The following is a 26,066-nucleotide window of genomic DNA, read 5'->3' on the forward strand; positions in this document are numbered from 1 at the left end:
TCAGCTGTTGCCCGGGGAAGTGTGGATCATGGTGCCTCCGGTGTCGTGGACCGGCCGTCAATTCAGGCTACACCGCTGTGCTTTGCCGCATCTTCACCTGCCGGGGCCATCCTTGTGGCAGTGTATGGGAATGGCGCGCATCGAAGATTATGCAGTTGTTGGGGACCTCCACACCGGCGCCCTCGTCAGCACCGAGGGCTCCATCGACTGGCTTTGCCTGCCGCGCTTCGACTCCCCGGCATGTTTCAACGCGCTCCTGGATACGCCGGAGGCCGGACGATGGCTGCTGGCACCCGAGAGTGGCGGCACCTGCACCAGGCGCAGCTACCGGGACGGGACCCTGATCCTGGAAACAGAATGGGAAACCCCGGACGGCACTGTCAGGGTTATTGACTTCATGCCGCCACGTGACGAGGTGGCGGACATCGTGCGGATCGTGGAAGGAGTGAGCGGAAGCGTCAGGATGCGCGGCGAACTGGCGCTGAGGTTCGATTACGGGCACATCGTTCCCTGGGTGCGGCGGGACAAACACGGCCTGCATGCCATCGCCGGCCCCGACGCCGTCTACTTTGTCACCAAGGCGCCCCTCCATGGCGAGAATTTGCACTCCGTCAGTGACTTCACGGTCCAGGCGGGGGAGCGGGTGCCCTTTGTCCTGACCTGGGCACCCAGCCATGTTCCCCGCCCCCACACAGTGGACGCCGAGATGGTGCTGGGCACAACCCTGGCCTTCTGGCGCGGCTGGGCGACCCAGTGCACCGTCAAAGGCAAATACCAGGATGCCGTGGTCCGTTCGCTCGTGACCCTTAAGGCGCTGACCTACGCTCCCACCGGCGGCATCGTCGCTGCCGTCACCACGTCCCTCCCGGAACAGCTCGGCGGTCCCCGCAACTGGGACTACCGTTACTGCTGGCTGCGGGACGCCACCATGACGCTGCAGGCGCTGCTGGCCGCCGGCTACACCACCGAGGCTGCCGCCTGGCGTGACTGGCTGCTCCGTGCTGTGGCGGGCGATCCGGCCGACCTGCAGATCATGTACGGGATCCATGGCGAACGCAGGCTTCCGGAGATGGAACTGCCGTGGCTTGCCGGGTACGAGAATTCGAAACCGGTACGGACCGGCAACGGCGCCGCGGAGCAGCTTCAGCTGGACGTCTGGGGCGAGGTGCTGGATTGCCTTGCGCTGACCAGGAACTCCCTGCTGAAACATACGGATGAGTCCTGGGACGTTCAGGTTGCCCTGATGCAACACCTGGAGACCATCTGGGATCAGCCGGACAACGGGCTCTGGGAGATGCGCGGGCCGCGGCGTCATTTCACGCATTCCAAGGTGATGGCCTGGGTGGCTGCAGACCGGATGGTCACGGGCGTGCGCGACTTCGGCCTGCCCGGCCCTGTGGAACGGTGGGAGGCGCTGCGCGACACCATCCACCGGGACGTCATGGCCAACGGCTTCGACCCTGCCCGCAACACCTTCGTGCAGTCCTACGGCCGGCCTGAACTGGACGCCAGCCTGCTGCTGATCCCCCGGGTGGGCTTCCTGCCGCCGGATGATCCCCGGGTGCTCGGGACCATCGACGCGATCCAGCGCGAGCTCACGGAGGACGGCTTTGTCCTGCGCTACCGTCCCGCCGACAGCGACGACGGACTCCCGGGAGACGAGGGCGTGTTCCTGGCGTGTTCTTTCTGGATGGTGGAGGCGCTCCTGGGCGCGGGCCGCGCCGAGGAATCCACAAAACTCTTTGAACGACTTCTGGAATTGCGCAACGATGTGGGCCTGCTCAGCGAGGAATGGGCCGTCAGTGCGGGGCGGCAGCTGGGCAATACGCCCCAGGCGTTCAGCCACTTCGCGCTTGTGACAAGCGCTCTCGAGCTGCATCAGGATACAGTTCGCCGAAGTGACACACCTATTCCTCCGGAGACAGAGAGGGTAGGGCAATGAAGGCCTTGGGGGCCGGCCCGCCCTTCACCTCCGAAGGATAGATAAGTAGACTTACTAATACTTGCGGAGCGTTCCTAAACAGGCTCAGCGCCGCGACTGACGAGGGGTGGTTGTAATGGCCGGTTACTTTGAACTTGTGGAGGCGCCTGACGGGGGCTACCGGGTGCGGATGCTGGATGGCTCGGGGAGCCTGATGGCTATCTCGGTGACCTTTCCCACGAAGCGCGCAGCGGTGGCCGGGGTTGCCATGGCGCGCGAGATCGCCGGCACGGGGTTGATCCGGGATTGCAGCAGCAGTGGCACTGGATCGGTCATCCCGGATCGGATCCATTCGGCGTCGCCTCCTAGAGAGAACGCTGCCCGCCGGGGCAAGAAGTTGACAAGTACCGGACGCTCAACCGTCAGGGGATGATCACCCAAAGCCATGCCCTGGTCCGCGGGAGGCGGTCAGGTGTTCTTTTTGACGTTGACGGGACCCTGGTGGACTCCGCGTACATCCACACGCTGGCCTGGTGGCAGGCCTTCCGCCAGCACCAGCATGACGTGCCCATGGCCTCCATCCACCGCTGCGTCGGGATGGGCGGCGACAGGTTGGTTGACACCCTGCTGCCCGCTGGCCGGGACAGGGACGCCGATGCCGATATCCTGGCCAGCCATGCAGCGATCTTCGCCCAGAGCTGGCCGTCGCTGCGTCCGTTCGACGGCGCCAAGGAGCTGCTTGCCCAGTGCCACGCCGGTGGCCTCGCCGTCGCCCTGGCATCATCGGCCCGAACGCAGGATCTGGCGGCCAACCGCAGAGCTCTCGGTGCGGACTCGTTCATCCATGCCGCCACCAGTGCCAACGATGCGAAGGCGAGCAAACCCGCCCCGGACATCCTGGTGGCGGCGCTGGAAGCTGTTTCTGTGGCCGCGGCCGGCGCCGTGTATGTGGGCGATGCCGTGTGGGACATGCAGGCCGCTGCCGCGCTGGGCATCCCCGCCATCGGTGTCACCTGCGGCGGGACCAGCGCCGCCGAACTCCGCGAGGCCGGCGCGGCCGAGGTCTACGACGGGCCCCGGGACCTCCTGGACAACCTGCAGGCAAGCGCCATTGGCAGGCTGCTGACGTTGCCGGATGCCTGAAGCTCGAGTTCGGCGTCGGGCTCCGCACGGAAGGCGGGTTAGAGGGGCAGGAGGGTTGAGAGGTCCGCGCGCAGACCGGAGGCGGACACCCTGCTCGCCGCGACAGCGTCCGCCCAGCTCAACTGGCCGGTCACCATGCCCAGCCAGGTGGCGGCGTCGCACTCGATCACATTGGGCGGAGTCCCGCGGGTGTGCCGGGGGCCCGCCACGCACTGGGTGACGCCGAACGGCGGTACCCGCACCTCCACCGAATTCCCCGGCGCCCGCGCGGTCACTTCCTCCAGCGTGTACCGCACTGCCATGGCGGTGACGTTGCGGGGGAGTGGAACGTCCGACGGCGATGCGGCGGCTTCCTGCCACGCTGCCAGTGCCGCGGTGCCTTCTTCAATACCGATCCGACGGCGTGCTACAGCCATGTCAGTCCAGGAGCGCGGACACGGCCGGACCCAGACGGATCTTGCCCACCGGGTGGCCGCCGCCCATCACCGGATCCACCACTTTCTCCAGGACGCTGGAGACACCCGGGATATCCACGGCCCCTGCGGCCGCGAGCAGGGTCAGGCCCACCAGCGAGGTGGCGCGCAGGTTCCCGTCCAGCATCTTGATGGCCACCGAGACACCCTGGGATGTGGCCATGGCCAGGACGCCCTCGGCCCCGATCTTGGCGATGATGCCCAGTTCGTCCATCACGATGGTGTTGGCCTCGCCGCGGCCCTGGACGGCCCACGGGTAGTCGAGCATGGACGTGGCGATGGTGGCGGCGCGGGCGTTGGAGTTCTTGTCGCCCGGCGCTTTGGCCAGCATCGAGAATGCGCGGGCCAGCCCGGTCAGCGAGATGGCGGCCACCGGTGCGCCGCACCCGTCAATGCCCAGGTGCGCGATCCGTTCGCCGGCGTATTCCTCGATCACGCTGCGGACGCGCTGCTGCAGGGGATGGTTCGGTTCAAGGTAGCTGTGTGTGTCCCAGCCGTTTTCCGTGCAGGCCCACAGGAAGGCGGCGTGCTTCCCGGAGCAGTTGAAGGCCAGCTTCGACTTTCCGCGTTCGGAACGCACCAGCCAGTTGCGGGCCGTCTCGTCCTTGGGCCAGGCGGCGGGGCACTGCAGCTGGTCCTCCCGGACGCCGGCGGCCTGAAGCATTCCCTCCACCACATCCATATGGTCCAGGGAGCCCACGTGGCTGCCGCAGGCCAGCGCCACCTGCGCGCCGCGCAGGGGAACTCCGGACTGCATGGACGCCAAGGCCTGCAGCGGTTTGAGCGCGGACCGTGCGTACAGGGGGGTCCTGATGTCGCCGAGTTCGGTGACGACGGACCCGTCGGCGGACAGTACGACGGCGGAGCCAATGTGCCGGGACTCCACAAAACCGCTTCGTTCAACAACGGCGAGTTCGACGGCGGAGTCCACGGTGAACGTGGAATGCGGGTTGTGCGGCATGTTGCCAGTCTATGGGCGGAATCGTCGAATGCCGGGCTACTCCACGGTGACCATGACGGACTGCCAGCCGGAGGCGCCGTCGGGTACCGGATCGGCCCGCTGATCGGTCTGGACCTCGCCTGTTCCGTCGGTGGCGCGGACCTTGATGTAGTGCGGTCCGGGTGTGGCTTCCCAGTCGAAGGACCACTGGCGCCACGTGATGAGGGACGCCTCGGTGGACAGGACGGCCTCGGCCCAGGGGTTGTTGTCGATCTGGACTTCCACCTTGGTGATGCCGCGGGTCTGCGCCCATGCCGTGCCGCCGATCGCCACCCGGCCGGCGGGCACCTTGGCGAAGGACTTCGGGACCTCCACCCGGGCCATGGTCTTGATGGGGCCGCGCTCTGACCAGCCGCGCTGGGTCCAGTAGGCCTGGCTGTCCGCGAACCGTGTCACTTCCAGGTCCACTACCCACTTGGTGGCGGAGACAAAACCGTACAGCCCGGGCACCACCATGCGCACCGGATAGCCGTGCTCCAGCGGCAGCGGCTCGCCGTTCATGCCGATCGCCAGCATGGCGTCGCGGTCATCCTGCAGGACCTCCAACGGCGTGGAGGCGCTGAAGCCGTCGATCGACGTCGACAGCACCATGTCCGCGCCGTCCTTGGGACGTGCCCGCTTGAGGACCTCGCGAAGGGGGAGGCCGAGCCAGCGCGCGTTCCCGGCGAGGTTGCCGCCCACGGGATTGGAAACGCAGGTGAGGGTCACGTGCGATTCGATGAGATCGGCGTCGAGCAGGTCTTGGAACGTGAGGCGGATTTCCTCCTCCACCAGCCCGTGCACGCGGAGCTCCCAGTCATTGGCGTTGATTTCGGGGACGCTGAGGGCGGTGTCGATCCGGTAGAAGTCGCCGTTGGGCGTGATCCAGGGAGTGACGCCGGCAGCGGGGGACTGGACGCCGGCGGGCACGGCCGCGGCGGCCCTTGCCGGGGTGGGCAGCTGCAGGGCCTCGCGTGCCTTGGCGATGTTGCTGCGGGCGGCACTGAGCAGGCGTCCGCCCGTGGCCGCGATTCCGGCGCCGATCACCGTGATCCCGGCGGCGGCGAAGAAGCGGCGGCGGCTGGTGGCGGGCCGGTCAGGTTCCTCGGCGCCCGTGTCGGCGGGTGCCTCGGGCCAGGACTTCAGCCGCCAGAGCGGGGCGATCAGAAGCCGCAGCACTACCAGCCCGGCAATGGTGCCCAGCACTGTGGGGATGGCATCCAACGGCTTCACGCTGGCCCGTGTCACCACACTGGCCACGATCACAGCGCCCATGAGCAGCACGCCGGCCACGCCCAGCGCCCACTTGCGGTAGGCCACCACACCCAGCACGCAGGCCAGCAGGAAAATGGTCAGGCCCATCCCCACAAACAGCGCGGCTTTGTCGTTCGTGCCGAACGTGGCTATGGCGAAATCCTTCATCCACGGCGGTGTGAAGTCGATGAACGTGGACCCCAACGCGATCACCGGGGTTGCCCGGGCCGTAAAGAACGCTCCGATCAGTTCCGCAACGGAGAGTACGACGGCGGCAGCCGCCACGCCTGCCAGCGCGGCCATTGCGGCGGGGTCCTTGAGCCACTTCAAAAGCTTCTTCATGCCTTGGATTCGTTGCGGAGGGCCGCAGGGATGGCTGGGCGAGGTCACAGCTTAGGAGCCAGCCGGTTGCACAAAGTACCCTTGGAGACTGTGAAGGTACTCGTCATTGGCCCTGGAGGCCGCGAACACGCCATTGTCCGCTCCCTGCTCGCCGACCCCAACGTTTCCGAGGTCCATGCAGCTCCCGGCAACGCCGGCATCAGCAAGCTGGTCCCCACCCACAACATTGACGGGAATGATCCCGCCGCCGTCGCGGCGCTGGCCGCCAAGCTCGGCGTGGACCTCGTGGTGGTGGGTCCCGAGGCGCCGCTGGCTGCCGGGGTATCCGACGCCGTCCGCGACGCCGGCATTCCGGTCTTTGGCCCCAGCAAGGCCGCGGCCCAGCTGGAAGCCTCCAAGGCGTACGCCAAGGAAGTCATGGCCGAAGCGGGAGTCCCCACGGCCATGGCGATGGTGGCCACAAACGCCGAGGAAGCAGCCGCGGCCCTGGACACCTTCGGCGCTCCCTACGTGGTGAAGGACGACGGCCTCGCGGCCGGCAAGGGCGTAGTGGTTACCAACAACCGCGACGAAGCCCTGGCCCACGCGCAGACGTGCTTCGACGCCGCCGGCACCGTGGTGATCGAGGAATTCCTCGATGGCCCCGAGGTTTCCGTTTTTGTCCTGTGCGACGGGCGCAACACCGTGGCGCTGTCTCCGGCGCAGGATTTCAAGCGCATCTTCGACAACGACGAAGGCCCCAACACCGGCGGCATGGGTGCGTACACCCCGCTGGAATGGGCCCCCGCCGGACTGGTCCAGGAGGTCATCGACCGGGTGGCCCAGCCCACGGTCAATGAGATGGCAAACCGCGGCACCCCGTTTGTGGGTGTGCTGTTTGTTGGCCTGGCGCTGACCACGCGCGGCACCCGCGTCATTGAATTCAACGTCCGCTTCGGCGACCCCGAGACGCAGGCCGTGCTGGCCCGGCTCAAAACCCCCCTCGGTGCGCTGCTGCTGGCAGCCGCTAAGGGCGAATTGGACAAGGCAGACGAGCTGCGCTGGTCCAGGGAGACAGCCGTCGCCGTCGTCGTTGCGTCCGAAAACTACCCGGACTCCCCGCGTACCGGTGACCGCATCCGAGGACTCAAGAAGGTGGATGAGCTCGACGGCGTGCACGTGATCCACGCGGGCACGGCGCTCGACGACGACGGCAAGGTGATCTCCGCCGGCGGCCGGGTGCTCGCCGTCGTTGCTCTCGGCAGCGACCTGGTGGAGGCCCGGGAACGGGCGTACGACGGCGTGGAGCTGGTTCAGCTGGAAGGTTCCCAGTTCCGGACGGACATTGGCCGCAAGGCCGCCCGCGGCGAAATCAAGGTAACGGCCCTGGCCACCGGAACTGCCACCGCATCGCTCCCTGTCACGAAGGCGAAGGCGAAGGCATAACATGGCTGAGAACTCCGATCAGGGACCACAGCAGCCCCGCGGCTTCAGCACCGAAACCCTGGACTTGCCGGGCTGGACGCACGTTTACTCCGGCAAGGTCCGAGACCTCTACGAACCGGCGGATGAAGCCATCCGCCAGCGGATGGGCCAGGACTGCGTCCTGGTGGTGGCGAGCGACCGCATCAGCGCCTACGACCACGTGCTGGCCAGCGAAATCCCGGACAAGGGCCGCATCCTCACGCAGTTGAGCCTGTGGTGGTTCGACCAGCTTGACGTGGTCCACCACGTGCTGGCGACCACTGTGGAAGACGGCGTTCCCGCGGCCGTGGAAGGCCGCGCGATGATCTGCAGGAAGCTGGACATGTTCCCCGTGGAATGCATTGCCCGCGGCTACCTCACCGGCTCCGGACTGCTGGAGTACAAGGCCAGGGGGACAGTTTGCGAGATTCCACTGCCGCCGGGCCTGGTGGACGGATCCCGGCTGGAACAGGCGATCTTCACGCCGTCTGCCAAGGCCGAGGTGGGCGAGCATGACGAGAACATCTCCTACAACGATGTTGTGGCCATGGTGGGGGACGACATCGCCGCGCGGCTCAGCGAGCTGACCCTCAAGATCTACACCGGCGCCGAGAAGATAGCGCGCGAACGCGGCATCATCCTGGCCGACACCAAGGTTGAGTTCGGCTACGACGCCGTGTCCGGGGCCATCACCCTCGGCGATGAGGTCCTGACGCCGGATTCCTCGCGTTTCTGGGATGCGGCAACGTATGAGCCGGGCAAGGCGCAGCCTTCTTACGACAAGCAGTATGTGCGTGACTGGCTGACGTCGGCCGAATCAGGCTGGGACCGGTCCTCCGATGCGCCACCACCCGCGCTGCCTGAGGACGTGGTGGCCCGGACGCGCAGCCGCTACGTCGAGGCCTACGAAAAAATCACCGGCAGGACGTTCGCCTAGAACACCTTTGACGGGCCCGGCTTCGCGCCGGGCCCGGTCCTAGCTTGCCTTGGCGTTTTTCGCTGCTGCTGCGGCCCGCTGCTGGGCAAGCCTGATCTCAAGGACCGCGTCAAGTGCCTGCTGGACGCGGTCCGAGGCTCCCGCGGCACTGAAGGCCTTCTGCGCTTCTTCGAGGTAGACCAGGGCTTCGTCGGACTCGCCGGCAGCTTTCAGCGACTTGCCCAGCAGGAGTGAAACTTCCCCTGCCGTGTGCTTGGCCAGCTCGCCGGAGTCCGCGTGGATCTCCCGGAGCTTGTTGATGGCAGCCACGATGTCGCCGGTGAGATACAGCCAGCGGGCGCGGATAAACGCAACTTCCAGCTGGTCGCTCTTGTTGCCGCCGACAATGGACAGCGCCAGCTCGGCGCGCTCGATGCTGGAAAGTGTTTCCGGTTCTACGATTCCGGAGGACAGCCGGACGGCGGCCGAGGCCTTGTTGAAACGGGCCCACAGATCGATGTCATTGGCGGGCGACAGCATCCGGGCGGCGCGCTCGTGGTACTTGATGCCCTCCGGGTAATCGTGCCGCATAAAGGCCACGTTGCCGATCACCCAGGCAACCTCGCCGGCGAGCTGGGACATGGAGTGCTCGTCCATCTGGTCATTCATGGCCTGGCAGTATTTCCAGGCCTCGTCCAGGCGGCCGCTCTCCGCCAGCGCCCCGATCAGGGCGCGGTAGGCGCCGATGATCAGGGTGGATCCGTTGGGCAGCTGGCCGCAGAGTTGTACGGCAGCCAGTGCATGCTCCACGGCAGTGCTCAGCTGGCCTTGCCCCTGGCAGATAGCGGCGAGCATCTGACGGGCACGGACGGCGAGGCCGGCAGATTCCGTGGCCATCGGGTGCTCCAGGAGGTGCTGCATGATCTTTTGGCATTCCTGCCAGTTGCCCTGTTTGATCAGGCATTCGGCCTGCATGTAGGTCATGTTCCACCACGCGCTGGTGTTCTTGCCCTCGAGGGCTATCTGGGCCGCGGTGGCTGCGTGGGTGGCGGCCAGCGGATAGTCCCTGAGGTCCCAGGCCTGGCGTGCGTAGAGGCCGGCCAGGACGTACTCGGCGTCGCTGACTGTGATGGGCTGGCTCCAGGCTTCCAGCGCCTTGGGCGCCAGCTCCAGCCTGCGGGCGAGCTCCTCGATCACTTCGGCCGTCGGCTCACGGCGGCCGGTTTCGAGGAGGGAGATATAACTGGGGGAATACAGGTCCTTGCCCAGTTCAGCCTGTGTCAGCCCGCGTTCGAGACGCTCCGCACGGAGCTTCTCCCCGAATCCGTTGCCCACGGGATTTCCTCCTAATTCTGGACAGTCTTTATACTCAATGCTTGACAGTCCCTGTGGAAAACATTTTACAATGTATGTCAACAAGGACAGTGCTGACTTTGTAACGAATCCGACTCGTATTGAGGAACTTATATGTTGAAGAAGATTGCGGCCGCTGGCGTACTCGCTGCGGCCTTGGCATTTTCCGCGGCGGCTCCGGCTGTCCTGTCGGCAGGTTCCATCGCCGACACCACCGGCGTGTCCGTAGCCGTTGGCAACTGGCCCGATCCCATGTCCAAGCCCGTCAAGGACAAGGACAAGACCTACACCACCAACGTGGGCAACTGGCCCGACCCGATGTAAGGAATCCTCTCAGGAGGCGCGGCCCCGGGGCATGGTCATCATGCCCCGGGGCTATTTCTTTGTCCGGGCACTTGATCATTCTCTGTCCGGCTACTTGACAGCCGGGAGATACAAAAGAGGGCCTCCCCTGGGGGAGACCCTCTTTCAATTGGTCGGGATGACAGGATTTGAACCTGCGACCTCGTCGTCCCGAACGACGCGCGCTACCAAGCTGCGCCACATCCCGATCCGCTGCAAAAGCAACTTTACAAGGATAGCCGACGCCGGGCCCGGATGCGAAATCGCGGCCGCGGGGGGGAACCCAAACGCTGGGAAGGCCCGACCGTGCAGGTTAGACCAGGGAGTCCTTCCAGGCGCCGTGGAGGTCTGCGAAGCGTCCGCCACCGCCGATGAGTTCTGCGGGGGTGCCGTCCTCGACCACGCGGCCGTCGTGGACCACCAGGACGCGGTCGGCAGTTTCGACGGTGGAGAGGCGGTGCGCGATGATCAGCGCCGTCCGGCCGCCGCCCGCAGCTGCAGAGCCCTCCGCGGCGGATCCTGCGCCAGACGAACCCGTACCAGCAGAGCCCGGCGCACCTGCTGAAGTGCCGGCGTCGGACGTTGCCCGAAGAAGGCGCGCCAGGCCGGTCTGGACGAGCCGCTCAGAGGGGATATCCAACGATGAGGTGGCCTCGTCCAGGATCAGGACGGCCGGCCGGGCCAGGAACGCCCGGGCGAAGCTGATCAGCTGCCGTTGCCCGGAGGACACCCGGCCGCCGCGCTTGTTGACATCGGTGTCATAGCCCTCGGGGAGTTCGGTGATGAACTCGTGGGCGCCCACGGCCCGCGCAGCATCCTCGATTTCCGAACGGGTTGCCTCCGGCCGGCCCAGGGCGATGTTGTCCGCCACGGAACCGCTGAACAGGAACGCCTCCTGGGTGACCATCACGATGTTCCGGCGCAGGTCCGTGGTGGTCAGGCTGCGCAGGTCCACTCCGTCCAGCGTCAGGGAGCCGGAGGAGACGTCATAGAAGCGGGCGATCAGCTTGGCTAGCGTGGATTTCCCGGCGCCCGTTTGCCCCACCAGGGCAACGGACTGGCCGGCGGGGATGTGCAGGTCCATGGTGGGGATGACCACCGGGCCCTCGCCGTAGCGGAACTCCACACCCTTGAAATCGATCGTGCCCCGGGCATCGCGCAGCGCCACAGGGTTCTTGGGCGGGCGGACCGTGGGAACCTCCTCCAGCAACCCGGACACCTTCTCCAGAGCCGCCTGGGCGCTCTGGAAGGAGTTGTAGAACATGGCCATCTGGTCCACCGGCTGGAAGAAGCGCTTGGTGGAAAGGATCAGAGCCAGCAGCACGCCCACGGCGAGGTCCCCGCCAAGGACCCGGAACCCGCCGACCAGGAGCACCACGGCCACGCAGACGTTGCCGATCAGCACCAGGCCGGGCTGGAAAATGCCGTTGAGGTTGATGGAGCGCACGGTGACCAGCCGGTAGTCCTCGGACAGTTGGCCGTACTTCCCGGCGTTCTCGGTTTCCTTGCGGAAGGCCTTCACGGCGCGGATCCCGGTCATGGTCTCCACAAAGTGCACAATCAGCCGGGCCGAGACCACGCGCGATTCGCGGAACGCGATCTGGGAGTGCTTCTGGTACCAGCGCGACAGGAAGTACATGGGAACGCCCGCGGCCAGCATGATCAGCCCGCTGCGCCAGTCCAGGGCAAACACCGTGACAGCCGTGAAGACCATAAACAGCAGGCCCGAGGCCAGGGAGCTGACGCCGGAGTCGAGGAGTTCCCGCAGCGCTTCCAGGTCCGAGGTCTGCCGGGCAATGATCCGGCCGGACGTGTACTTCTCGTGGAACTCCAGGCTCAGGCGCTGGGTGTGCCGGAAGACCCGGACACGCAGGTCCAGCAGCATCGACTGGCTGAGCCGCGCGGTGGAGGTGACGTAGAGGGCGGTGAGTCCCGCCGTCGCGATCGCCGCGAGCAGGTAGGCGACGCCGGTGAGCACCAGCGGGAGGTTGTCGCCCGCCTGCAGCGCCGGAAGCGCGTGGTCGATGCCGAACGCGATCAGTGCCGGCCCGGCCACACGCGCGGCCTGGGACAGGACCACGGTGGCGATGGTCAGCCAGAACCTGAGCCGCACCGGACGGATCAGGGTGGCCAAAAGGGCGAGCGACCGCCGTCGTACGGTTTTGCTGTCCGACTTGCTGAGGTGCGTATTGTCCTCATTGGCGGTGCCGAAGGTTGCGTTGCTCATCGGATGCTGTCCTTTGACTCTGCGTCTGCCTCTTCCTCAAGCTCCGACAGTTCCGAATCCAGGTCCAGTGGTTCCTGGTCCAGGCTGGCGATGACGTAGCGGTAATGGGGGTTCTGGGCCAGCAGTTCGGTGTGGGTTCCGACGGCGGCGATCCGGCCGCCCTCGAGCAGCGCCACCCGGTCGGCCAGCGCCACGGTGGACGGGCGGTGCGCGACGATCAGCGTGGTGGTGTCCTTCAGGACCGCGCGGAGACGTGTTTCCACGAGCTCCTCGGTGTGCACGTCCAGGGCGGACAGCGGGTCGTCCAGCACCAGGACCCGGGGCCGCGCGGCGATGGCCCGGGCCAGGGCAATCCGCTGCCGCTGCCCGCCGGAGAGGCTCAGGCCCTCCTCTCCGATGAGTGTGTCCACGCCCTCCGGCAGCGAGTACGCGAAGTGCGCCTGTGCCACATCGAGGGCTTCGCCCAGGGCTTCCTCGGTCCGGTCCGGCGCCCCGAGGAGCACATTGTCGCGGACGGAATTGGAGAATAGCGTGGTGTCCTCGAACGCGACGCCCACCACGCGCCGGAGCCCGTCGACGTTGAACTCGCGCAGGTCCACGCCGTCGATGGTGATGGAGCCGTCGGTGACGTCGTACAGGCGGGGGACCAGCTGGATCAGCGCGCTCTTGCCACTGCCCGTGATGCCCACGAGCGCCATGGTTTCGCCCGGCCGGACGTCCAGGTTGATCTCTTTGAGGATGGGTTTGTCCGGTGCGTCCTCGAACGCGAACGTGGCGTTGTTGAAGCTGAGCGCGCCTTGCAGTTTCGTGGGGGTACGGGGTTCCGGGGGACTGGTGATGGTGTTGACCGAATCCATGACCTCGAAGTGGCGGTCGACGGCGGATTTGGCGGTGAGTGCCATGGCCAGCAGCATGCCGGAGAATTCCACCGGGGTCGCGATGACGGCTGCGGTGGCGAAGAACGCCACCAGGGCGCCGATGCTCAGCTGGCCGCTGGCGCAGAGCACCACGCCCACCACCAGCCCGGCGCCGAGCGCTAGTTCCGGCAGGAGGGTAACCACCATGGTGAAAGTGGCCTGGTGCTTCGCCTTCACGATCTCGGTCTGGCGGAGTTCCTCGGCCTGCTCGTTGAAGTTTTCCAGTGCCTCGCGGCTGCGGCCGAAGGCCTTCAGGACGCGGATGCCGTGGACGGATTCCTCCACCGTGGTGGCGAGGTCGCCGGCCTGGTCCTGGCTGCGCCGCGCCACCTTGCTGAAGCGGGTCCGGAACCGGAAACCGTAGGCCATGATGGGCGCCGCGGCGGCCAGGAAGATCAGGGCCAGCTGCCAGCTCATGGAGAACATAACCACAATGCCGATGACCACCGTGAGCGTGGTGACCACCAGCATGATGGCACCGAACGCCATCCAGCGGCGGAGAAAGTTCAGGTCCGTCATGGCGCGCGACAACAGTTGGCCGGACCCCCAGCGGTCGTGGAAGGACACGGTCAGGTCCTGCAGGTGCCCGTACAGCGAGACCCGCATCCGGGTTTCCACGGTGGTGGCCGGGTTGATCACAAATTGCCGGCGGAGGGCCACGAGGCCCGCCTCGGCGATGCCCAGGACCAGGATTACGACGGCGGCAGTCCAGACGGCGTCCGACGCGCCACCGGGTGTGAGGGACTCATTTACGAGGACCCGGAGCACCTGCGGGATGGTCAGCGCCACGAGGCTGGCCAGGAGTGCGCAGAGTAGCCCCATCACCAGCCGGGGGATGATCGGCCTCACATGAGGATAAAGACGGCTGATGGATCTGAAAAATGAGGTCTGCTTGGCCATGCCCGCTTCTCAAGCTCTAAATCGAATGTAGTTTCCCTTAGCAACTACCCTATGCCATGGCGTGAGCCGTTTCACACGTTCTTATTCGGGGGAGGTGAGCGTCAGCAGGACAGCCTCGGGTTTGCAGGCGATGCGGATGGGAGCGAACCGGGAGGTGCCGATGCCGCCCGAGACGTTGACCGGCGTCGTACGCCCCTTACTTTCCCAGTTGTTGAGTCCTTTGGCCCGCCACGTGGGGAGGTCGCAGTTGGCCACCAGGGCGCCGTAGCCGGGGATGCAGAGCTGGCCGCCGTGGGTGTGGCCCGCCAGCAGCAGGTCCGCGCCGTCCTGTGTGAAGTGGTCCAGGACCCGCTGGTAGGGGGCGTGGATGACCGCAACGCGGAGGTGCGCGTTCTTGTCCTGGTCACGGGTGCCGCGGGGCCAGCCCGCGTAGCGCTCCCGGTTCAAGTGCGGGTCGTCCACGCCGGAGAAGTCGAACCGGATCCCCTTCAGCACCACCGACTGGTGCCGGTTTGTGAGGTCCACCCAGCCGCCCATGCCGAAGCCCGACCGCAGCCGCGGCCAGTCCAGTTCGATTGGTTCGGGCTTGGTCTTGGACGGGCCCAGCAGGTAGGAACCGGGGTTCTTGAAGCTCGGGCCGTAGTAGTCGTTGGACCCCGGGACGAAAACGCCGGGAAACTCCAGGAGCGGGCGCAGTGCCTTGAGCAGGGGCTCCACCGCCTTGACATGGCTGAGGTTGTCCCCGGTGTTGACCACCAGGTCCGGCTCCAGCGACGCCAGCGACTCAAGCCAGCGCGCCTTGGTGTCCTGGCCCGGGACGAAGTGGATGTCGCTGAGGTGCAGGACGCGGAAGGGGGCGTGGCCTGCGGGCAGGATGGGCAGCGTCTCCTCGCGAAGGACAAACTGGTTCTTCTCCCACAGCCCGTATCCGAAGGCGGCGAGACCCGCTGCGGTGCCCGCGCCAGCTGTGACGGCAAAGCCGCGCCCGATGTTCCGGACGCGGCTGGCCAATGCAGGGCTGACTGCCATGGAGGCTAGTCCTTCTTCTCGCTGTTGCCGGGTGAAGCCGGCGGAGCAGACGGCGCCGGGGCAGGCGCGGTGGCCTGCGTTGACGGCGTGGACGGAGTGGTCCGGGCCGGCGTTCCGTTCACCATGCTGGTGGGCGGTGCCGTGAACGGATTGGTGCCGTACGCCGGAGCGACCTGGGCCATGTACTTGGTGAACATGGGACCGGCGATCATGTAGCCGTCGATCGCCTCGTAGAACTTTCCGTTGATCGTCAAGTTACGGCCGAGGCGCTTTTGGTCACCCAGCGGGTCGCCGAACCATGCAGCGGTGGCTACGCCGGTGGTGTAACCGACCACCCAGGTGGAGCCGTTGGTGTCGTTGGTGCCGGTTTTGGCAGCCACCGGGAAATGGGTCTTCGTGGAGAGCCGCGGCTGGATGAGGGCTCCGGAACCGGCGTTCAGGACTTGCTGCATGGCGTAGGCAACGCCGCGGGCCACCTCGGGTTTGACGGCGTCCTTGCAGTTGGAGGACTGGGCGGGAAGCTGGGCGCCGGTCTGGTCCGTCACGGATGTGATGGCGATGGGTTCGCAGTACTTGCCGTCGTTGGCGAACGTGGCAAACGCCGCGGCCATGGTGAGCGGGGCCGTCTGGATAGAGCCGATCAGGTTGCCAAGCCTCGTCATAGGGACTTGGGGATTCGGAGTTCCATCCGGGTCCGGAAGGCCGCCATGGATCCCTACAGCATCCACGATCTTCTGGATGCCGCAGAGGTCAACCTGTGCCGCCGAGGCGAAGGTGGCCGTGTTGATTGAGTTCATCAGGCCGTACAGGACCGTCATGTTCCGGTAGTAACCTTCGTCGGAGTTCTGCAGGTCGAAGCTGCCGGCAATCCTGGCGTCGTAAAAGCCGTCGGTGGGCGCAGGGCACGTGTTTCGCCACGGGAAGGTCGGTGCGTACCTGCGCGTGGCGGCGTTGATGTTGGTGTTCATGGACTTGCCCTCGTTCAGCCATTGGGCGAACGTGAAGGGCTTCATGGTGGAACCGGGCTGGAATCCGCCCAGGCCGTTGAGGTCGTTGCCGTCCTTGTCCAGCTTGTCCACGTTGAAGTTCTGCGTCTGGTTGAACTTGCCTTCGGTGGGCAGGAACGAAGTGTTTTGCGCCATGTTCAGGATCTTGCCGGTGTTGGGCTGCACGGAGACGATGGACGCGCCCCAGTTGTCAGGGTTGACGCCCGCGGCCGCATCCGACTCAGCCTGGGCAATGTTCTGCGCGTTGACGTCCAGTGTGGTGGTGATGGTGAGGCCGCCGCGGAAGATCTTCTGTTCGCGCTCTTTCGCGTCCGCACCGTAGGCCGGGTTGTTCAGCAGCAGGTGCAGCACGTAGTTGCAGAAGTATGGTGCCGTGGTGGCATACGCACAGCCCTGGCGCGATTCCGTGATCTTCGGCTCCACCGGGGTGGCCACGGCGGCGTCGTGATCGGCCTGGGTGATCTTTCCCTGGTCCAGCATGAGCCCCAGCACCAGGTCGCGGCGCTGTTTGGCGTTGTCCGGGTTGGTGATGGGGTCAAACGCCGACGGGCTGTTCACGAGGCCAGCCAGGAGTGCTGCCTGCGGGAGGGTCAGATCCTTGGCCGTGGTGCTGAAGAAGAATTTGGACGCGGCCTCGATGCCGTAAGCGTCGCGGTTGAAGAAAACGATGTTGAGGTAACCCTCGAGGATCTGCTCCTTGGAGAACTCCTTCTCCAGGGCGATCGCGAGCTTCATTTCGCGAAGCTTGTCTCCCACGCCCTTGTTAACACCGTTGAGCTTGATGTCGTCAGTGTTTCCCTCGGCAGCGAGGTTGGCGTTGAGCACGTTGTTCACGTACTGCTGGGTGATGGTTGAGGCACCCTGTTTGTTGCCACGGGCCGTGCTAACCATGGCGCGGAGGATGCCGGTGGTGTCCACACCACCATGCTCGTAGAACCGGCTGTCCTCGACAGCGAGGATGGCTTCCTTCATGAACGGCGAGATCTGGTCGAGGGCAACCTTGGTCCGGTTTTCCTCGTAGAGGTTCGCGATCAGGCTGCCGTCCGCGGCGAGGATCCGGGTGGACTGGCTGGGCGGGTCAACCTGCAGCTCTGCCGGGAGCGTATCGAAGAACTCGATCGAACCGCTTGCCGTGCTGCCGGAAACGGCCGCGGCCGGGACAAGCAGGCCCGCCACCAGGACACCACAAATCGCGCTCACACCAAGGAAACCAAAAATCTTTCCGAGGGTAGTGGCCGTGTCGAAAATGGGGTTCTTACGAGTCACCATGTTTTCCACTTTACCGGCAACGACTAGTCTTTAGCTCATGACCAAATGGGAGTACGCGACGATTCCGCTCATTATTCACGCCACGAAGCAGATTCTGGACCAGTGGGGAGAGGACGGCTGGGAGCTCGTCCAGGTAATCACCGGACCGGACGGCAACGGTCTGGTTGCCTACCTCAAGAGGGAGAAGCAGTAGCAATGAGCACCCCCGCAGAGACCACGTCCGGCCCTGTATCCACGCCGGAAAACGCGTCTGATTCAGCCCCGGTTTCCGCCGTCGAGCAGCGCCTCGCCGAGCTGGGCCTGACCCTTCCCGAGGTGGCCGCTCCCGTAGCCGCCTACGTGCCGGCCGTCATCACCGGCAGCCATGTTTACACCTCCGGCCAGCTGCCGTTTATTAACGGCAAACTCGAAGCAACCGGCAAGGTCTCCACCGGCACAGAGGGAGCCTCCGACGAGCCCACCGTGTCGCCGGCGGACGCCAAGGCCTACGCGGCTGTCTGCGCCATCAACGCGCTGGCGGCCATCAAGAGCGTCATCGGCGATCTGGACCGCATCACCCGCATCGTCAAGGTGGTGGGCTTCGTGTCCTCCGATCCGGCCTTCACCGGACAGCCTGGCGTCATCAACGGTGCGTCCGAGCTCCTCGGCCAAGTCTTTGGTGACGCAGGCAGGCACGCCCGCTCCGCCGTCGGCGTGTCGGTTCTTCCGCTCGACTCTCCCGTAGAAGTCGAACTGATCGCTGAATTCAGCTAAGGACCCGGTTCACTCAATTGCCTCAGCTCGCCCGACGCTTGTTTGCCCTTCCTCCGGATCTTGAAGGGGCTGCCCAAAGCTGGCTCGAACACGGCGAGCGGACCCCGCGTGCCGCCAGCTACGCATCGTCCGTGGTGCTTCTGCGGGACTCGCCCACCGGCCTGGAGACGTGGCTGGGATACCGGCCCGGCTCCTCGCCGCTGGGCGTCCTCGCGTTCCCCGGAGGTTCCCTGGAGGCGTCCGACGACGACGCCGTCGGCTGGCTGGGCCCCTCACCCCAGCATTGGGCTGAGCAGATGGGGACGGACGACGTCGGGCTGGCGCGCCGCCACGTGGTTGGCGCCATCCGCGAACTGTTTGAGGAAACCGGCGTGCTCCTGGCCGGGCCGGACATGTCCACCACGGTGGAAGGGACGTCAACGCACGACTGGATGCGTGCGCGCGTGGCCGTCGCCGACCAGGAGAAGACCTTCACGGAGCTGCTCGCGAAGCGGGGACTCTCGCTGCGGACGGACCTGCTGAAGCCGCTCGTCAACTGGCGCAGCCCGGACTTCGCGCACCGCCGTTTCGACACCCGCTATTTCGCGGCCACCGTCCCCATGAACCAGCAGCCCAGCCTGCTGGAGGGCAAAGGCGTCTGGGGCCGCTGGGTGTGCGCAACCCAGACCATCGCAACGCGCAGCACCACTGCCCTGGGCGATGAAGTGGGCCAGGAGAGCACCATGGGCCTCAGCCTCGGCCAGCTCCTGGTGCCGGGCTCGGAGATCATGATGGAGAAGATGGCCGCCGCGAACGGCTGCATCGCCTACCTCAGCTACAAGCGCAAACCCCACGTGTATCAGGCACGGCTCGTCGAAGAAGAGGGCACGCTTTTGCTCGAAGTCGAGGCCGCCAAAACCGTAGCCGGCGACCCCCAGCGCGAGCGCTAGTCTGTCCGCTGTCCAACGCCCTTTCGCCGTCGCTTAGCGCGTAGGTCCCTTCCCAACGCTCGCAAGCTCGCGTCGGGGCCCTCGGGACGACGCCTACGGCGCATAGGGAAACCTTTGGTCGCTGGGCGACCTCCAGTTCCCGATGAGCCGCGATGCGCTCCTAGGCGAAAGACCGCCGCCCAGCTCGTGTCCGCCACGCAGTCCGCTGCCCTAACGCAAAAGGCCCGAGGTCCGGCATCCGGAAGCGTGCGTCAGAGCGACGAAGGAGCAGCACGCGGAGGACGCCGGCCTCGGGCCGGACGCAACTGGGACTAGCGGGAGCGCTGGCGGAGGCGCTGCATGTCCAGGATCACTACGGCACGGGCTTCGAGGCGGAGCCAGCCGCGCTGGACGAACTCTGCCAGGGCCTTGTTGACCGTCTCGCGGGAGGCGCCCACCAGCTGGGCCAGCTCTTCCTGGGTGAGCTCGTGGGCTACCAGGACGCCGTCCGTGGCCGGGCGGCCGAAGCGGTCGGCCAGGTCCAGCAGGGCCTTGGCCACGCGGCCGGGGACGTCGGAGAACACCAGGTCCGAGAGCGAATCGTTGGTGCGGCGCAGGCGACGGGCCAGGGCCTGCAGCAGCTGCGCCGAAACCTCGGGGCGCGTCCGCAGCAGGGCATTGAGGCTTTCGTTCTTCAGGCCAGCCAGGCGGGTTTCGGAGACAGCCGTTGCCGTGGCCGTGCGGGGGCTGGGATCAAAGAGTGCCATTTCGCCGAACAGTTCACCCGGCCCCAGGATGGCGAGCAGGGACTCCCTGCCATCGGGGGACGTGCGGCCCAGCTTCACCTTGCCGGAGACGATGAAGTAGAGCTGGTCGCCCTGGTCGCCCTCGCGGAATACCGATGCACCGCGGGAGAGATCCACCTCGGTCAGCTCGTCCGTCAGCAGTCGGAATGCTTCGTCGTCGAGCGTGGCAAATAGGGGTGCTCGGCGCAGTACCTCGATGTCCATGAAATCTCCTGAATAAAAAGTGTCGGCTGTGGCGCTTTTGCCATTGTTTCAGAATTTTTAAGGTTCTGTGACGTACTTGGCAGCGGAAACGTCGCTGACAGTGTGTAATACGGGCACCATCCGGTGCCGGGCCGGGCACGGGGTGTGATTTTGATGACCGAACCTGATGCGAACCTGGCCCGAATGGGTGGGAGACTGGCGCCCACAGAACAATGTCAGCCTGCGCCACTAGAATTGGGTCTCAACCGTACTAGAGGAGCGTCAGTGTTTGGTTTGACTGTTCTGGACCTGGCCCTGATTCTTGCCCTGCTGTCTTACCTGATCTATGGCCTGCGCAACGGCTTCCTGGTAACCCTCGGCGGGATCGCCGGCTTCGCCGCGGGCGCCGTGGCTGCATTCTTTGCCGTTCCAATAGTCAGCGACTTCGTGGATGACTCAGGCTGGAGGCTGACCGCCATCGTGGCCGCCGCCGTCGTACTGATGGCCCTTGGCCATGGCATCGGGACCATGATCGGGCGGAAAATCCGCGGCGCCGTGCTGATCAAACCGCTGCGTGCCGTGGATCGGCTGGTGGGCGGGGCCGTCAATGTGGTGGTTTCGGCGCTGGTGATGTCCATGCTCGCCTTCAGCGTCAGCGCCCTGGGCGTTCCGTTTGTGTCCCAGCAACTGGCCGAGTCCAAAGTCATCCGGTACATCGATGGGCTGACGCCTGTCCCGTTGAAGACCACCATGGCGCAGCTGCGGTCCACGGTGATCGGCAACGGAATCCCCACGTTGCTTGAAGGCCTGGACCAGGGGCAGCCAGTGGCGGTGCCCAATGCCAGCACCGATACGCCGGCGCTGAACCGGGCCGCGCAGTCAGTCCTGAAAATAGCCGGAACCGCCTACCAATGCGGCCAGAACCAGACCGGCACCGGCTTTGTGGTTTCCCAGGGCCGAGTTGTGACCAATGCCCATGTTGTGGCGGGCGTGTCGCAGCCGGTGGTTGAAATTCCCGACGGCGGCGCGCTGCCCGGGCGCGTGGTGTACTTCGACACCAGGCACGACCTCGCCATCCTGGCCGTGGACGGGCTTCTTTCCGAACCGCTCACGCTGACGTCCGACCTGCCGAACGGCAGCCCGGCCGCCTTCGCGGGGTATCCACACGGTGGCCCATTCAAGTCCAACCCCGCCACAGTCCAGGACATCACTTCGGTTCTGGTCCCCGATATCTATGGCGAAAACCCGTCCCCGGAAGAGATCTACCGCCTGGCCGGCGACGTCCAGCCCGGGAACTCGGGCGGCCCGCTGCTGACCATGGAGGGCCTGGTGGCCGGCGTCATTTTTGCCAAGGCAACCTCGGACACCGAAATGGGGTTCGCCATCACCATGGATGACCTGTTCCCGGTCGCGTCTCAGGCCGCAAGCCTCAGCGCTCCCGTCTCCTCCGGGCAGTGCATCCAGAAGTAGCCGGGCGGCCGGAGTCACTCGGGGCGGGCTACAGCGTTTCGGCTAGGTAGTCGATGGCGAGCTTGTAGCCGAACACGCCCGCTCCCACGATCACCGCGGCGCAGACCGGGGACAGGAACGAGTGGTGCCGGAATTCCTCACGCTGGTGCACGTTGGTGATGTGGACCTCGACGGCGGGCAGCTGCACCGCTGCCAGGGCGTCGCGCAGGGCCACAGAGGTGTGGGTGAAGGCGCCGGCGTTCAGCACAATCCCGACTGCGGTGCCGCGGGCTGCGTGGATGACGTCCAGAAGCACACCCTCATGGTTCGACTGGACGCATTCCACCGTGAAACCGTGGGCCTGCGCCACGGTGGTTGCCAGCTGCTCCACGTCCGCGAGGGTGGAGGTGCCGTACTTCTCCGGTTCGCGGGTGCCCAGCAGATTGAGGTTGGGGCCGTTGATCACGAGGATGGTGCCGCGCCCGGCAGCGGACGCAGATGCGGAGTCAGGGGAGGAAACGTCAGTCATGGCTCCAATCTACCTGTCGGATTCTGCACCATCATTCGACCCGGGCGATTCCACTTGGCCGGATTTCCGGGGCCGTGGACTGCGGCAGGTGAATGATGGTGCAGGATCCGTCGTAAGGGACCCTAGAGCACCGTGAACCTCAGGACCAGGGCGTGTTCCGGGTTGAGGATGGGCATGGGCAGGCCCACTTCGGCCAGGAAACGCCCGTTGGATCAGGCCGCGGTGCTCCTTGTAGAAGGCGATGAAGCGTTTGAGCTCCTCGCGCTCTGCGCCCTGGACCCCGCGGACGTCCCACTCCATGCCGAAGTGGCCGAACAATGCCGTGATGGCGCGGAAGGACAGATCGTGCGTGCGGGCCGTGGAGTGCGAGGTGGTGGGGCCGACGTGACCGCCCACGAGCTCCGGCGGGACCACCAGCCCGGTCCAGCGCTGCCGGCAGACATTGCGCTGACATTTCGACGGCTCAGCCGAAGCGGAGTACACCTGGCCTGCGCTGACCACCGTGGAACAGCCGGTCCGGGAAATGGCCGAGGCCGCCGTCGAAGGCATCCTGGGGGCGCGGCGCAAGGCCGCGCCGCAGCAGCGGATGTTCTCCACGAAGCTCCATGTCCGCCAGTCCTGCGGCTGCCCTTGCACCAAGGGCTGTTGGTTCGCTAGCCCGCGATCCGGATCTTGCCCACGCGCTCGCCGAGGATGCGCTGCGCTTCGGGGCCCAGCCCGGCGTCGCTGATAACCTCATCGGCCGCGTCCAACGGGGCGATGGTGCTGATGCCCAGCAGTCCCCACTTGGTGTGATCGGCCAGGACCACGGTTTTGCGGGCGGCGGCGACGAACGCCCGGTCCGTCTCGGCCTCCAACAGGTTGGGTGTTGTGAAGCCGGCGTCGGCGTCCATGCCGTGCACACCCAGGAAGAGCACGTCCAGGTGCAGCTGCTTCAACGCAGCCGTCGCGATGGGTCCCACCAAAGCGTCCGACGGCGTCCGCTCGCCGCCGATCAGGATCACGGTTGACGCGAAGCGGGCCGAGCCGCCGGACGCGGCGTGGTGGAACAGGTCCGCGATGCGCACGGAATTGGTGACCACCGTGATCCGCGGACCGTTGACAAGCTCCTTGGCAAGGGCCCAGGTGGTGGTCCCGGCGCTGAGCCCGACGGCCATGCCTTCATGCACCAGGCCGGCGGCCTCCAGCGCGATGGCCCGTTTCTCCCCGGTCAGCTGGGTGGACTTGAGCTCGAAGCCCGGTTCGTGGGTGCTCACATCGCCCGGGACTTTGGCACCGCCATGGATGCGCTCCAGCCGGCCGCCGTCCTCCAGCAGTTCGATGTCCCTGCGCACCGTCATCAGCGATACGCCCAACTGCTGGGCAAGGTCCGAAACCCGCACAACGCGCTCGCGCTGGACAGCATCCACAATGGCCTGGTGACGTGCAGCGGGGAGCATCGAGGCAGGATCCTTCAGTCAGGCGACAGGGCTGCTCCCAGTCTAGGGGTGCCGTCGCTGACGGGTGGGGGCCTTCCGGATGGCTGCCCCGCCTTTCCGCTTTATTTACGGAGTGACGCCGCGATCTGGGCCATGACGGTGGTGTCGGCCAGGGTGGTGGCGTCTCCGGATTCGCGGCCTTCGGCGATGTCCTTGAGCAGGCGGCGGACGATCTTGCCCGAGCGGGTTTTGGGCAGTTCCGGGACCACGAGGATGGTTTTGGGCTTGGCGATGGGCCCGATCTCCTTGCCCACGTGGTTGCGGAGTTCGGCGATGGTGGCGTCGCCCGAGTCCACGGCGTCGCCGCGCAGGATCACGAACGCGACGATGGCCTGGCCGGTCGTCTCGTCCGCGGCGCCCACAACGGCGGCTTCAGCCACGGAGGGGTGGGATACCAGGGCGGACTCGATCTCGGTGGTGGAGAGCCGGTGTCCGGAGACGTTCATAACGTCATCCACGCGGCCAAGGAGCCACACGTCGCCGTCCTCGTCCTTCTTGGCGCCGTCGCCGGCGAAGTACATGCCTTCGAAGCGGGACCAGTAGGTCTCCTTGAACCGCTCGGGGTCGCCCCAGATGCCGCGGAGCATGGCGGGCCAGGGCTCGCGGATCACCAGGAAGCCGCCGTGGCCATCCGGTACGGATTGGCCCTGCTCATCGACGACGTCCACCGCGATGCCGGGCAGCGGGACCTGGGCCGAGCCGGGCTTGGTGGCGGTGACGCCGGGCAGCGGGGCGATCATCTGGGCGCCGGTTTCGGTCTGCCACCAGGTGTCAACGATGGGTGCTTTGTTGGAGCCGATGACGTCCCGGTACCACATCCAGGCTTCCGGGTTGATGGATTCGCCCACGGAGCCGAGGACCCGGAGGGAGGTCAGATCGTACTTGTCCGGGATGTCCCGGCCCCACTTCATGAACGTCCGGATGGCCGTGGGGGCGGTGTAGAGGATGGAGACCTTGTATTTTTCGATGATTTCCCACCAGCGGCCCTGGTGCGGGGAGTCCGGGGTGCCTTCGTACATGACCTGGGTGGCGCCGTTGATGAGCGGCGCGTAGGCGACGTAGGTGTGGCCGGTGACCCAGCCGACGTCGGCCGTGCACCAGTAGACATCCGTTTCGGGGTGCAGGTCGAAGACGGCCTTGTGGGTGTAGGCGCCTTGGGTGAGGTAGCCGCCGGTGGTGTGCAGGATGCCCTTGGGCTTGCCCGTGGTACCGGAGGTGTACAGGATGAACAGCGGGTGCTCGGAGTCATGGCCTACGGCCTTGTGCTCGACGGAGGCCAGCTCCACGGTGTCCGCCCACCACTGGTCCCGGCCCTCGTGCCAGTCCACGTTCTGGCCGTTGCGCTTGACCACCACAACGTTCTGGACCGTGTGCCCCTCTGCGGCCAGGGCGTCGTCCACGGCCGTTTTCAGCGCGCTGGGCTTCCCGCGGCGGTAGGTGCCGTCCGCGGTGACCACGAGCTTGGCTTCGGCATCCTCGATCCGGGAGCGCAGGGCGTCGGCCGAGAACCCACCGAACACCACGGAGTGCACGGCGCCGATGCGGGCGCAGGCCAGCAGCGTGATGACGGCCTCGGGGATCATGGGCAGGTAGACGGCCACCCGGTCACCCTTGGTAACGCCGAGGGACTCGAAGGCGTTCGCGGCCTTCTTCACCTCTTCGGTGAGCTGGGCGTACGTGTAGGTGCGGGTGTCGCCTGGTTCGCCCTCGAAGTAGATGGCCACCCGGTCCCCGAGGCCGTTCTCCACGTGCCGGTCCAGGGCGTTGTACGCGGCGTTGACTTCGCCGCCCACGAACCATTTGGCGAACGGCGGGTTGGACCAGTCCAGTGCCTGGTCGAAGTCTTTGCTCCAGGTGAGCAGTTCGCGGGCCTGCTTCGCCCAGAAAGCCGGGCGGCCGGCGTCGGCCTCTGCATAATCGGCGGCGGTGACAACGGCGTCGGCAGCGAATTCGGGGCTGGGGGCGAAAGTGCGGTTTTCGTGCAGCAGGTTTTCAAAGGCGTCGCCCTGCTGATCGCTTTGCACCGAAGCTGCGGGGGCGGTGGCCGTGGAGCTGGGAGTGTCCTGAGACATGGTGAACCTCATCATTCATCGGTCTTTTCAGCGGCTGCCGTCGCCCGGCAGTCCTCCGCCGGTCTGCGCGGCATTGGGCAGCCGCCGATCACGGACATTCCGCAAAGAGCTGTTCCGGAATCAAGCCTAATACGTGCCGGGGCTGCGATGTGGTCGCTGTCACAAAGGCGCCCGCGAACGGCATTTATTTAGCGGTGAATGGTTAAAGGACCCTGCTCACTGGCGTCCCGCCGCTGCGGATCAGCTAGTGATCGGCCATCCGGTTGGCTAGGCTGAGATTGAATTGTGACTTTCTACGGAGCTGTCGGATCCGGTGTATCACTGCCGGGCCTGGCCGCTGCCGCCGTTTCGGACGGCACAGTTTCGGGACGGA

23 protein-coding genes, 1 tRNA gene and 1 pseudogene are annotated in these 26,066 nt (G+C 66.0%); 11 read left to right on the forward strand and 14 right to left on the reverse strand.

Annotated elements, in window-relative coordinates; translation table 11 throughout:
• Nucleotides 1–130 precede the first annotated feature (130 nt).
• From ACZYZ4_RS11990 to ACZYZ4_RS12000, 3 genes are all read left to right on the forward strand, one after another.
• Entirely contained in the window at nucleotides 131–1,942 is a 1,812-nt protein-coding gene (locus ACZYZ4_RS11990; protein WP_463861114.1) for a glycoside hydrolase family 15 protein, read from the forward strand.
• Between the two features lie 115 nt (nucleotides 1,943–2,057).
• A complete protein-coding gene (locus tag ACZYZ4_RS11995; RefSeq protein WP_463861116.1) occupies nucleotides 2,058–2,354 on the forward strand; it encodes a hypothetical protein in 297 nt (98 codons plus the stop codon).
• Nucleotides 2,351–3,064 (forward strand): HAD family hydrolase, encoded by a 714-nt coding sequence (locus ACZYZ4_RS12000; protein ID WP_463861118.1) that lies wholly within the window; start codon nucleotides 2,351–2,353, stop codon nucleotides 3,062–3,064. The genes ACZYZ4_RS11995 and ACZYZ4_RS12000 overlap by 4 nt, the downstream gene beginning before the upstream one ends.
• A 38-nt stretch (nucleotides 3,065–3,102) precedes the next feature.
• Here the strand turns inward: ACZYZ4_RS12000 and ACZYZ4_RS12005 are convergent, their stop codons facing one another.
• The 3 genes from ACZYZ4_RS12005 to ACZYZ4_RS12015 are packed head-to-tail and all read right to left on the reverse strand — an operon-like array spanning nucleotide 3,103 to nucleotide 6,112.
• Nucleotides 3,103–3,480 carry a sterol carrier family protein gene (locus tag ACZYZ4_RS12005; RefSeq protein ID WP_463861120.1) on the reverse strand — a complete coding sequence of 126 codons (378 nt, stop codon included), beginning with the start codon at nucleotides 3,478–3,480 and terminating at the stop codon, nucleotides 3,103–3,105.
• Between the two features lies 1 nt (nucleotide 3,481).
• Entirely contained in the window at nucleotides 3,482–4,498 is a 1,017-nt protein-coding gene (locus tag ACZYZ4_RS12010) for an asparaginase (protein ID WP_463861122.1), read from the reverse strand.
• A 36-nt stretch (nucleotides 4,499–4,534) separates the two neighbouring features.
• On the reverse strand, nucleotides 4,535–6,112 hold the full coding sequence (locus ACZYZ4_RS12015) for a molybdopterin-dependent oxidoreductase (RefSeq protein WP_463861124.1): 1,578 nt from the start codon (nucleotides 6,110–6,112) through the stop codon (nucleotides 4,535–4,537).
• 90 nt (nucleotides 6,113–6,202) lie between these two features.
• On the opposite strand from ACZYZ4_RS12015, the gene purD reads away from it, so the two are divergent.
• Complete coding sequence (purD, locus tag ACZYZ4_RS12020) at nucleotides 6,203–7,537, forward strand: phosphoribosylamine--glycine ligase (protein ID WP_463861222.1); 1,335 nt, start codon at nucleotides 6,203–6,205, stop codon at nucleotides 7,535–7,537.
• Between the two features lies 1 nt (nucleotide 7,538).
• Entirely contained in the window at nucleotides 7,539–8,492 is a 954-nt protein-coding gene (locus tag ACZYZ4_RS12025; RefSeq protein WP_463861126.1) for a phosphoribosylaminoimidazolesuccinocarboxamide synthase, read from the forward strand.
• Nucleotides 8,493–8,531: 39 nt separating this feature from the next.
• On the opposite strand, the gene ACZYZ4_RS12030 is transcribed toward ACZYZ4_RS12025, so the two are convergent.
• Complete coding sequence (locus ACZYZ4_RS12030; RefSeq protein WP_463861127.1) at nucleotides 8,532–9,806, reverse strand: helix-turn-helix domain-containing protein; 1,275 nt, start codon at nucleotides 9,804–9,806, stop codon at nucleotides 8,532–8,534.
• 132 nt (nucleotides 9,807–9,938) lie between these two features.
• Between ACZYZ4_RS12030 and ACZYZ4_RS12035 the strand changes: the two genes are divergently transcribed.
• Nucleotides 9,939–10,148 carry a hypothetical protein gene (locus ACZYZ4_RS12035; RefSeq protein WP_463861129.1) on the forward strand — a complete coding sequence of 70 codons (210 nt, stop codon included), beginning with the start codon at nucleotides 9,939–9,941 and terminating at the stop codon, nucleotides 10,146–10,148.
• Between the two features lie 149 nt (nucleotides 10,149–10,297).
• Here the strand turns inward: ACZYZ4_RS12035 and ACZYZ4_RS12040 are convergent.
• The 5 genes from ACZYZ4_RS12040 to ACZYZ4_RS12060 form a co-directional block, all read right to left on the reverse strand.
• Nucleotides 10,298–10,374 (reverse strand) — tRNA-Pro (locus ACZYZ4_RS12040).
• 105 nt (nucleotides 10,375–10,479) lie between these two features.
• A complete protein-coding gene (locus ACZYZ4_RS12045; RefSeq protein WP_463861130.1) occupies nucleotides 10,480–12,393 on the reverse strand; it encodes an ABC transporter ATP-binding protein in 1,914 nt (637 codons plus the stop codon).
• The gene (locus ACZYZ4_RS12050; RefSeq protein ID WP_463861132.1) at nucleotides 12,390–14,210 is read right to left on the reverse strand and encodes an ABC transporter ATP-binding protein; all 1,821 of its coding nucleotides are present in this window, start codon (nucleotides 14,208–14,210) and stop codon (nucleotides 12,390–12,392) included. Before ACZYZ4_RS12050 ends, ACZYZ4_RS12045 begins: the two co-directional genes overlap by 4 nt.
• Before the next feature lie 81 nt (nucleotides 14,211–14,291).
• Nucleotides 14,292–15,239, reverse strand: coding sequence for a metallophosphoesterase (locus ACZYZ4_RS12055; RefSeq protein ID WP_463861134.1), 948 nt, complete (start codon nucleotides 15,237–15,239; stop codon nucleotides 14,292–14,294).
• A 5-nt stretch (nucleotides 15,240–15,244) separates the two neighbouring features.
• Nucleotides 15,245–17,515 carry a transglycosylase domain-containing protein gene (locus ACZYZ4_RS12060; RefSeq protein ID WP_463861136.1) on the reverse strand — a complete coding sequence of 757 codons (2,271 nt, stop codon included), beginning with the start codon at nucleotides 17,513–17,515 and terminating at the stop codon, nucleotides 15,245–15,247.
• Nucleotides 17,516–17,552: 37 nt separating this feature from the next.
• On the opposite strand from ACZYZ4_RS12060, the gene sp36 reads away from it, so the two are divergent.
• Genes sp36 through ACZYZ4_RS12075 form a run of 3 tightly spaced genes read left to right on the forward strand, consistent with a single transcriptional unit; the run spans nucleotide 17,553 to nucleotide 19,197 of the window.
• Nucleotides 17,553–17,708 carry a Sp36 family protein gene (sp36, locus tag ACZYZ4_RS12065; RefSeq protein ID WP_099093395.1) on the forward strand — a complete coding sequence of 52 codons (156 nt, stop codon included), beginning with the start codon at nucleotides 17,553–17,555 and terminating at the stop codon, nucleotides 17,706–17,708.
• Between the two features lie 2 nt (nucleotides 17,709–17,710).
• On the forward strand, nucleotides 17,711–18,268 hold the full coding sequence (locus ACZYZ4_RS12070; protein WP_463861138.1) for a RidA family protein: 558 nt from the start codon (nucleotides 17,711–17,713) through the stop codon (nucleotides 18,266–18,268).
• A gap of 17 nt (nucleotides 18,269–18,285) precedes the next feature.
• The gene (locus tag ACZYZ4_RS12075; RefSeq protein WP_463861140.1) at nucleotides 18,286–19,197 is read left to right on the forward strand and encodes an NUDIX hydrolase; all 912 of its coding nucleotides are present in this window, start codon (nucleotides 18,286–18,288) and stop codon (nucleotides 19,195–19,197) included.
• Between the two features lie 311 nt (nucleotides 19,198–19,508).
• On the opposite strand, the gene ACZYZ4_RS12080 is transcribed toward ACZYZ4_RS12075, so the two are convergent.
• Nucleotides 19,509–20,186 (reverse strand): Crp/Fnr family transcriptional regulator, encoded by a 678-nt coding sequence (locus tag ACZYZ4_RS12080; protein ID WP_011693220.1) that lies wholly within the window; start codon nucleotides 20,184–20,186, stop codon nucleotides 19,509–19,511.
• A 264-nt stretch (nucleotides 20,187–20,450) separates the two neighbouring features.
• Here ACZYZ4_RS12080 and ACZYZ4_RS12085 point away from each other — a divergent pair, with 264 nt between their 5' ends.
• Nucleotides 20,451–21,635 carry a MarP family serine protease gene (locus tag ACZYZ4_RS12085; protein WP_463861143.1) on the forward strand — a complete coding sequence of 395 codons (1,185 nt, stop codon included), beginning with the start codon at nucleotides 20,451–20,453 and terminating at the stop codon, nucleotides 21,633–21,635.
• Nucleotides 21,636–21,663: 28 nt separating this feature from the next.
• On the opposite strand, the gene aroQ is transcribed toward ACZYZ4_RS12085, so the two are convergent.
• Both aroQ and ACZYZ4_RS12095 read right to left on the reverse strand, forming a co-directional pair.
• On the reverse strand, nucleotides 21,664–22,143 hold the full coding sequence (gene aroQ / locus ACZYZ4_RS12090; protein WP_463861145.1) for a type II 3-dehydroquinate dehydratase: 480 nt from the start codon (nucleotides 22,141–22,143) through the stop codon (nucleotides 21,664–21,666).
• A gap of 210 nt (nucleotides 22,144–22,353) precedes the next feature.
• Nucleotides 22,354–22,575 (reverse strand): annotated as a pseudogene (locus ACZYZ4_RS12095) (alpha-galactosidase); the annotation flags it as partial.
• A gap of 70 nt (nucleotides 22,576–22,645) precedes the next feature.
• Between ACZYZ4_RS12095 and ACZYZ4_RS12100 the strand changes: the two are divergent.
• Nucleotides 22,646–22,873, forward strand: coding sequence for a hypothetical protein (locus ACZYZ4_RS12100; protein WP_463861147.1), 228 nt, complete (start codon nucleotides 22,646–22,648; stop codon nucleotides 22,871–22,873).
• Here the strand turns inward: ACZYZ4_RS12100 and ACZYZ4_RS12105 are convergent.
• Together ACZYZ4_RS12105 and acs are read right to left on the reverse strand one after the other, a co-directional pair.
• Complete coding sequence (locus ACZYZ4_RS12105) at nucleotides 22,797–23,582, reverse strand: DeoR/GlpR family DNA-binding transcription regulator (protein ID WP_463861148.1); 786 nt, start codon at nucleotides 23,580–23,582, stop codon at nucleotides 22,797–22,799. The two genes, ACZYZ4_RS12100 and ACZYZ4_RS12105, sit on opposite strands and share 77 nt — an antisense overlap.
• Before the next feature lie 101 nt (nucleotides 23,583–23,683).
• Complete coding sequence (gene acs / locus ACZYZ4_RS12110) at nucleotides 23,684–25,693, reverse strand: acetate--CoA ligase (RefSeq protein ID WP_463861151.1); 2,010 nt, start codon at nucleotides 25,691–25,693, stop codon at nucleotides 23,684–23,686.
• Between the last annotated feature and the right edge of the window lie 373 nt (nucleotides 25,694–26,066).

Source organism: Pseudarthrobacter adonitolis, assembly GCF_055412845.1.

Excerpts from the sequence above, each read along its gene's own strand:
- ACZYZ4_RS11990 (WP_463861114.1), top strand. The coding sequence starts at position 131 with ATGGCGCGCATCGAAGATTATGCAGTTGTTGGGGACCTCCACACCGGC.
- ACZYZ4_RS11995 (WP_463861116.1), top strand. The coding sequence starts at position 2,058 with ATGGCCGGTTACTTTGAACTTGTGGAGGCGCCTGACGGGGGCTACCGG.
- ACZYZ4_RS12000 (WP_463861118.1), top strand. The coding sequence starts at position 2,351 with ATGATCACCCAAAGCCATGCCCTGGTCCGCGGGAGGCGGTCAGGTGTT.
- ACZYZ4_RS12005 (WP_463861120.1), bottom strand. The coding sequence starts at position 3,480 with ATGGCTGTAGCACGCCGTCGGATCGGTATTGAAGAAGGCACCGCGGCA.
- ACZYZ4_RS12010 (WP_463861122.1), bottom strand. The coding sequence starts at position 4,498 with ATGCCGCACAACCCGCATTCCACGTTCACCGTGGACTCCGCCGTCGAA.
- ACZYZ4_RS12015 (WP_463861124.1), bottom strand. The coding sequence starts at position 6,112 with ATGAAGAAGCTTTTGAAGTGGCTCAAGGACCCCGCCGCAATGGCCGCG.
- ACZYZ4_RS12025 (WP_463861126.1), top strand. The coding sequence starts at position 7,539 with ATGGCTGAGAACTCCGATCAGGGACCACAGCAGCCCCGCGGCTTCAGC.
- ACZYZ4_RS12035 (WP_463861129.1), top strand. The coding sequence starts at position 9,939 with ATGTTGAAGAAGATTGCGGCCGCTGGCGTACTCGCTGCGGCCTTGGCA.
- ACZYZ4_RS12045 (WP_463861130.1), bottom strand. The coding sequence starts at position 12,393 with ATGAGCAACGCAACCTTCGGCACCGCCAATGAGGACAATACGCACCTC.
- ACZYZ4_RS12050 (WP_463861132.1), bottom strand. The coding sequence starts at position 14,210 with ATGGCCAAGCAGACCTCATTTTTCAGATCCATCAGCCGTCTTTATCCT.
- ACZYZ4_RS12055 (WP_463861134.1), bottom strand. The coding sequence starts at position 15,239 with ATGGCAGTCAGCCCTGCATTGGCCAGCCGCGTCCGGAACATCGGGCGC.
- ACZYZ4_RS12060 (WP_463861136.1), bottom strand. The coding sequence starts at position 17,515 with ATGGTGACTCGTAAGAACCCCATTTTCGACACGGCCACTACCCTCGGA.
- sp36 (WP_099093395.1), top strand. The coding sequence starts at position 17,553 with ATGACCAAATGGGAGTACGCGACGATTCCGCTCATTATTCACGCCACG.
- ACZYZ4_RS12070 (WP_463861138.1), top strand. The coding sequence starts at position 17,711 with ATGAGCACCCCCGCAGAGACCACGTCCGGCCCTGTATCCACGCCGGAA.
- ACZYZ4_RS12080 (WP_011693220.1), bottom strand. The coding sequence starts at position 20,186 with ATGGACATCGAGGTACTGCGCCGAGCACCCCTATTTGCCACGCTCGAC.
- aroQ (WP_463861145.1), bottom strand. The coding sequence starts at position 22,143 with ATGACTGACGTTTCCTCCCCTGACTCCGCATCTGCGTCCGCTGCCGGG.
- ACZYZ4_RS12105 (WP_463861148.1), bottom strand. The coding sequence starts at position 23,582 with ATGCTCCCCGCTGCACGTCACCAGGCCATTGTGGATGCTGTCCAGCGC.
- acs (WP_463861151.1), bottom strand. The coding sequence starts at position 25,693 with ATGTCTCAGGACACTCCCAGCTCCACGGCCACCGCCCCCGCAGCTTCG.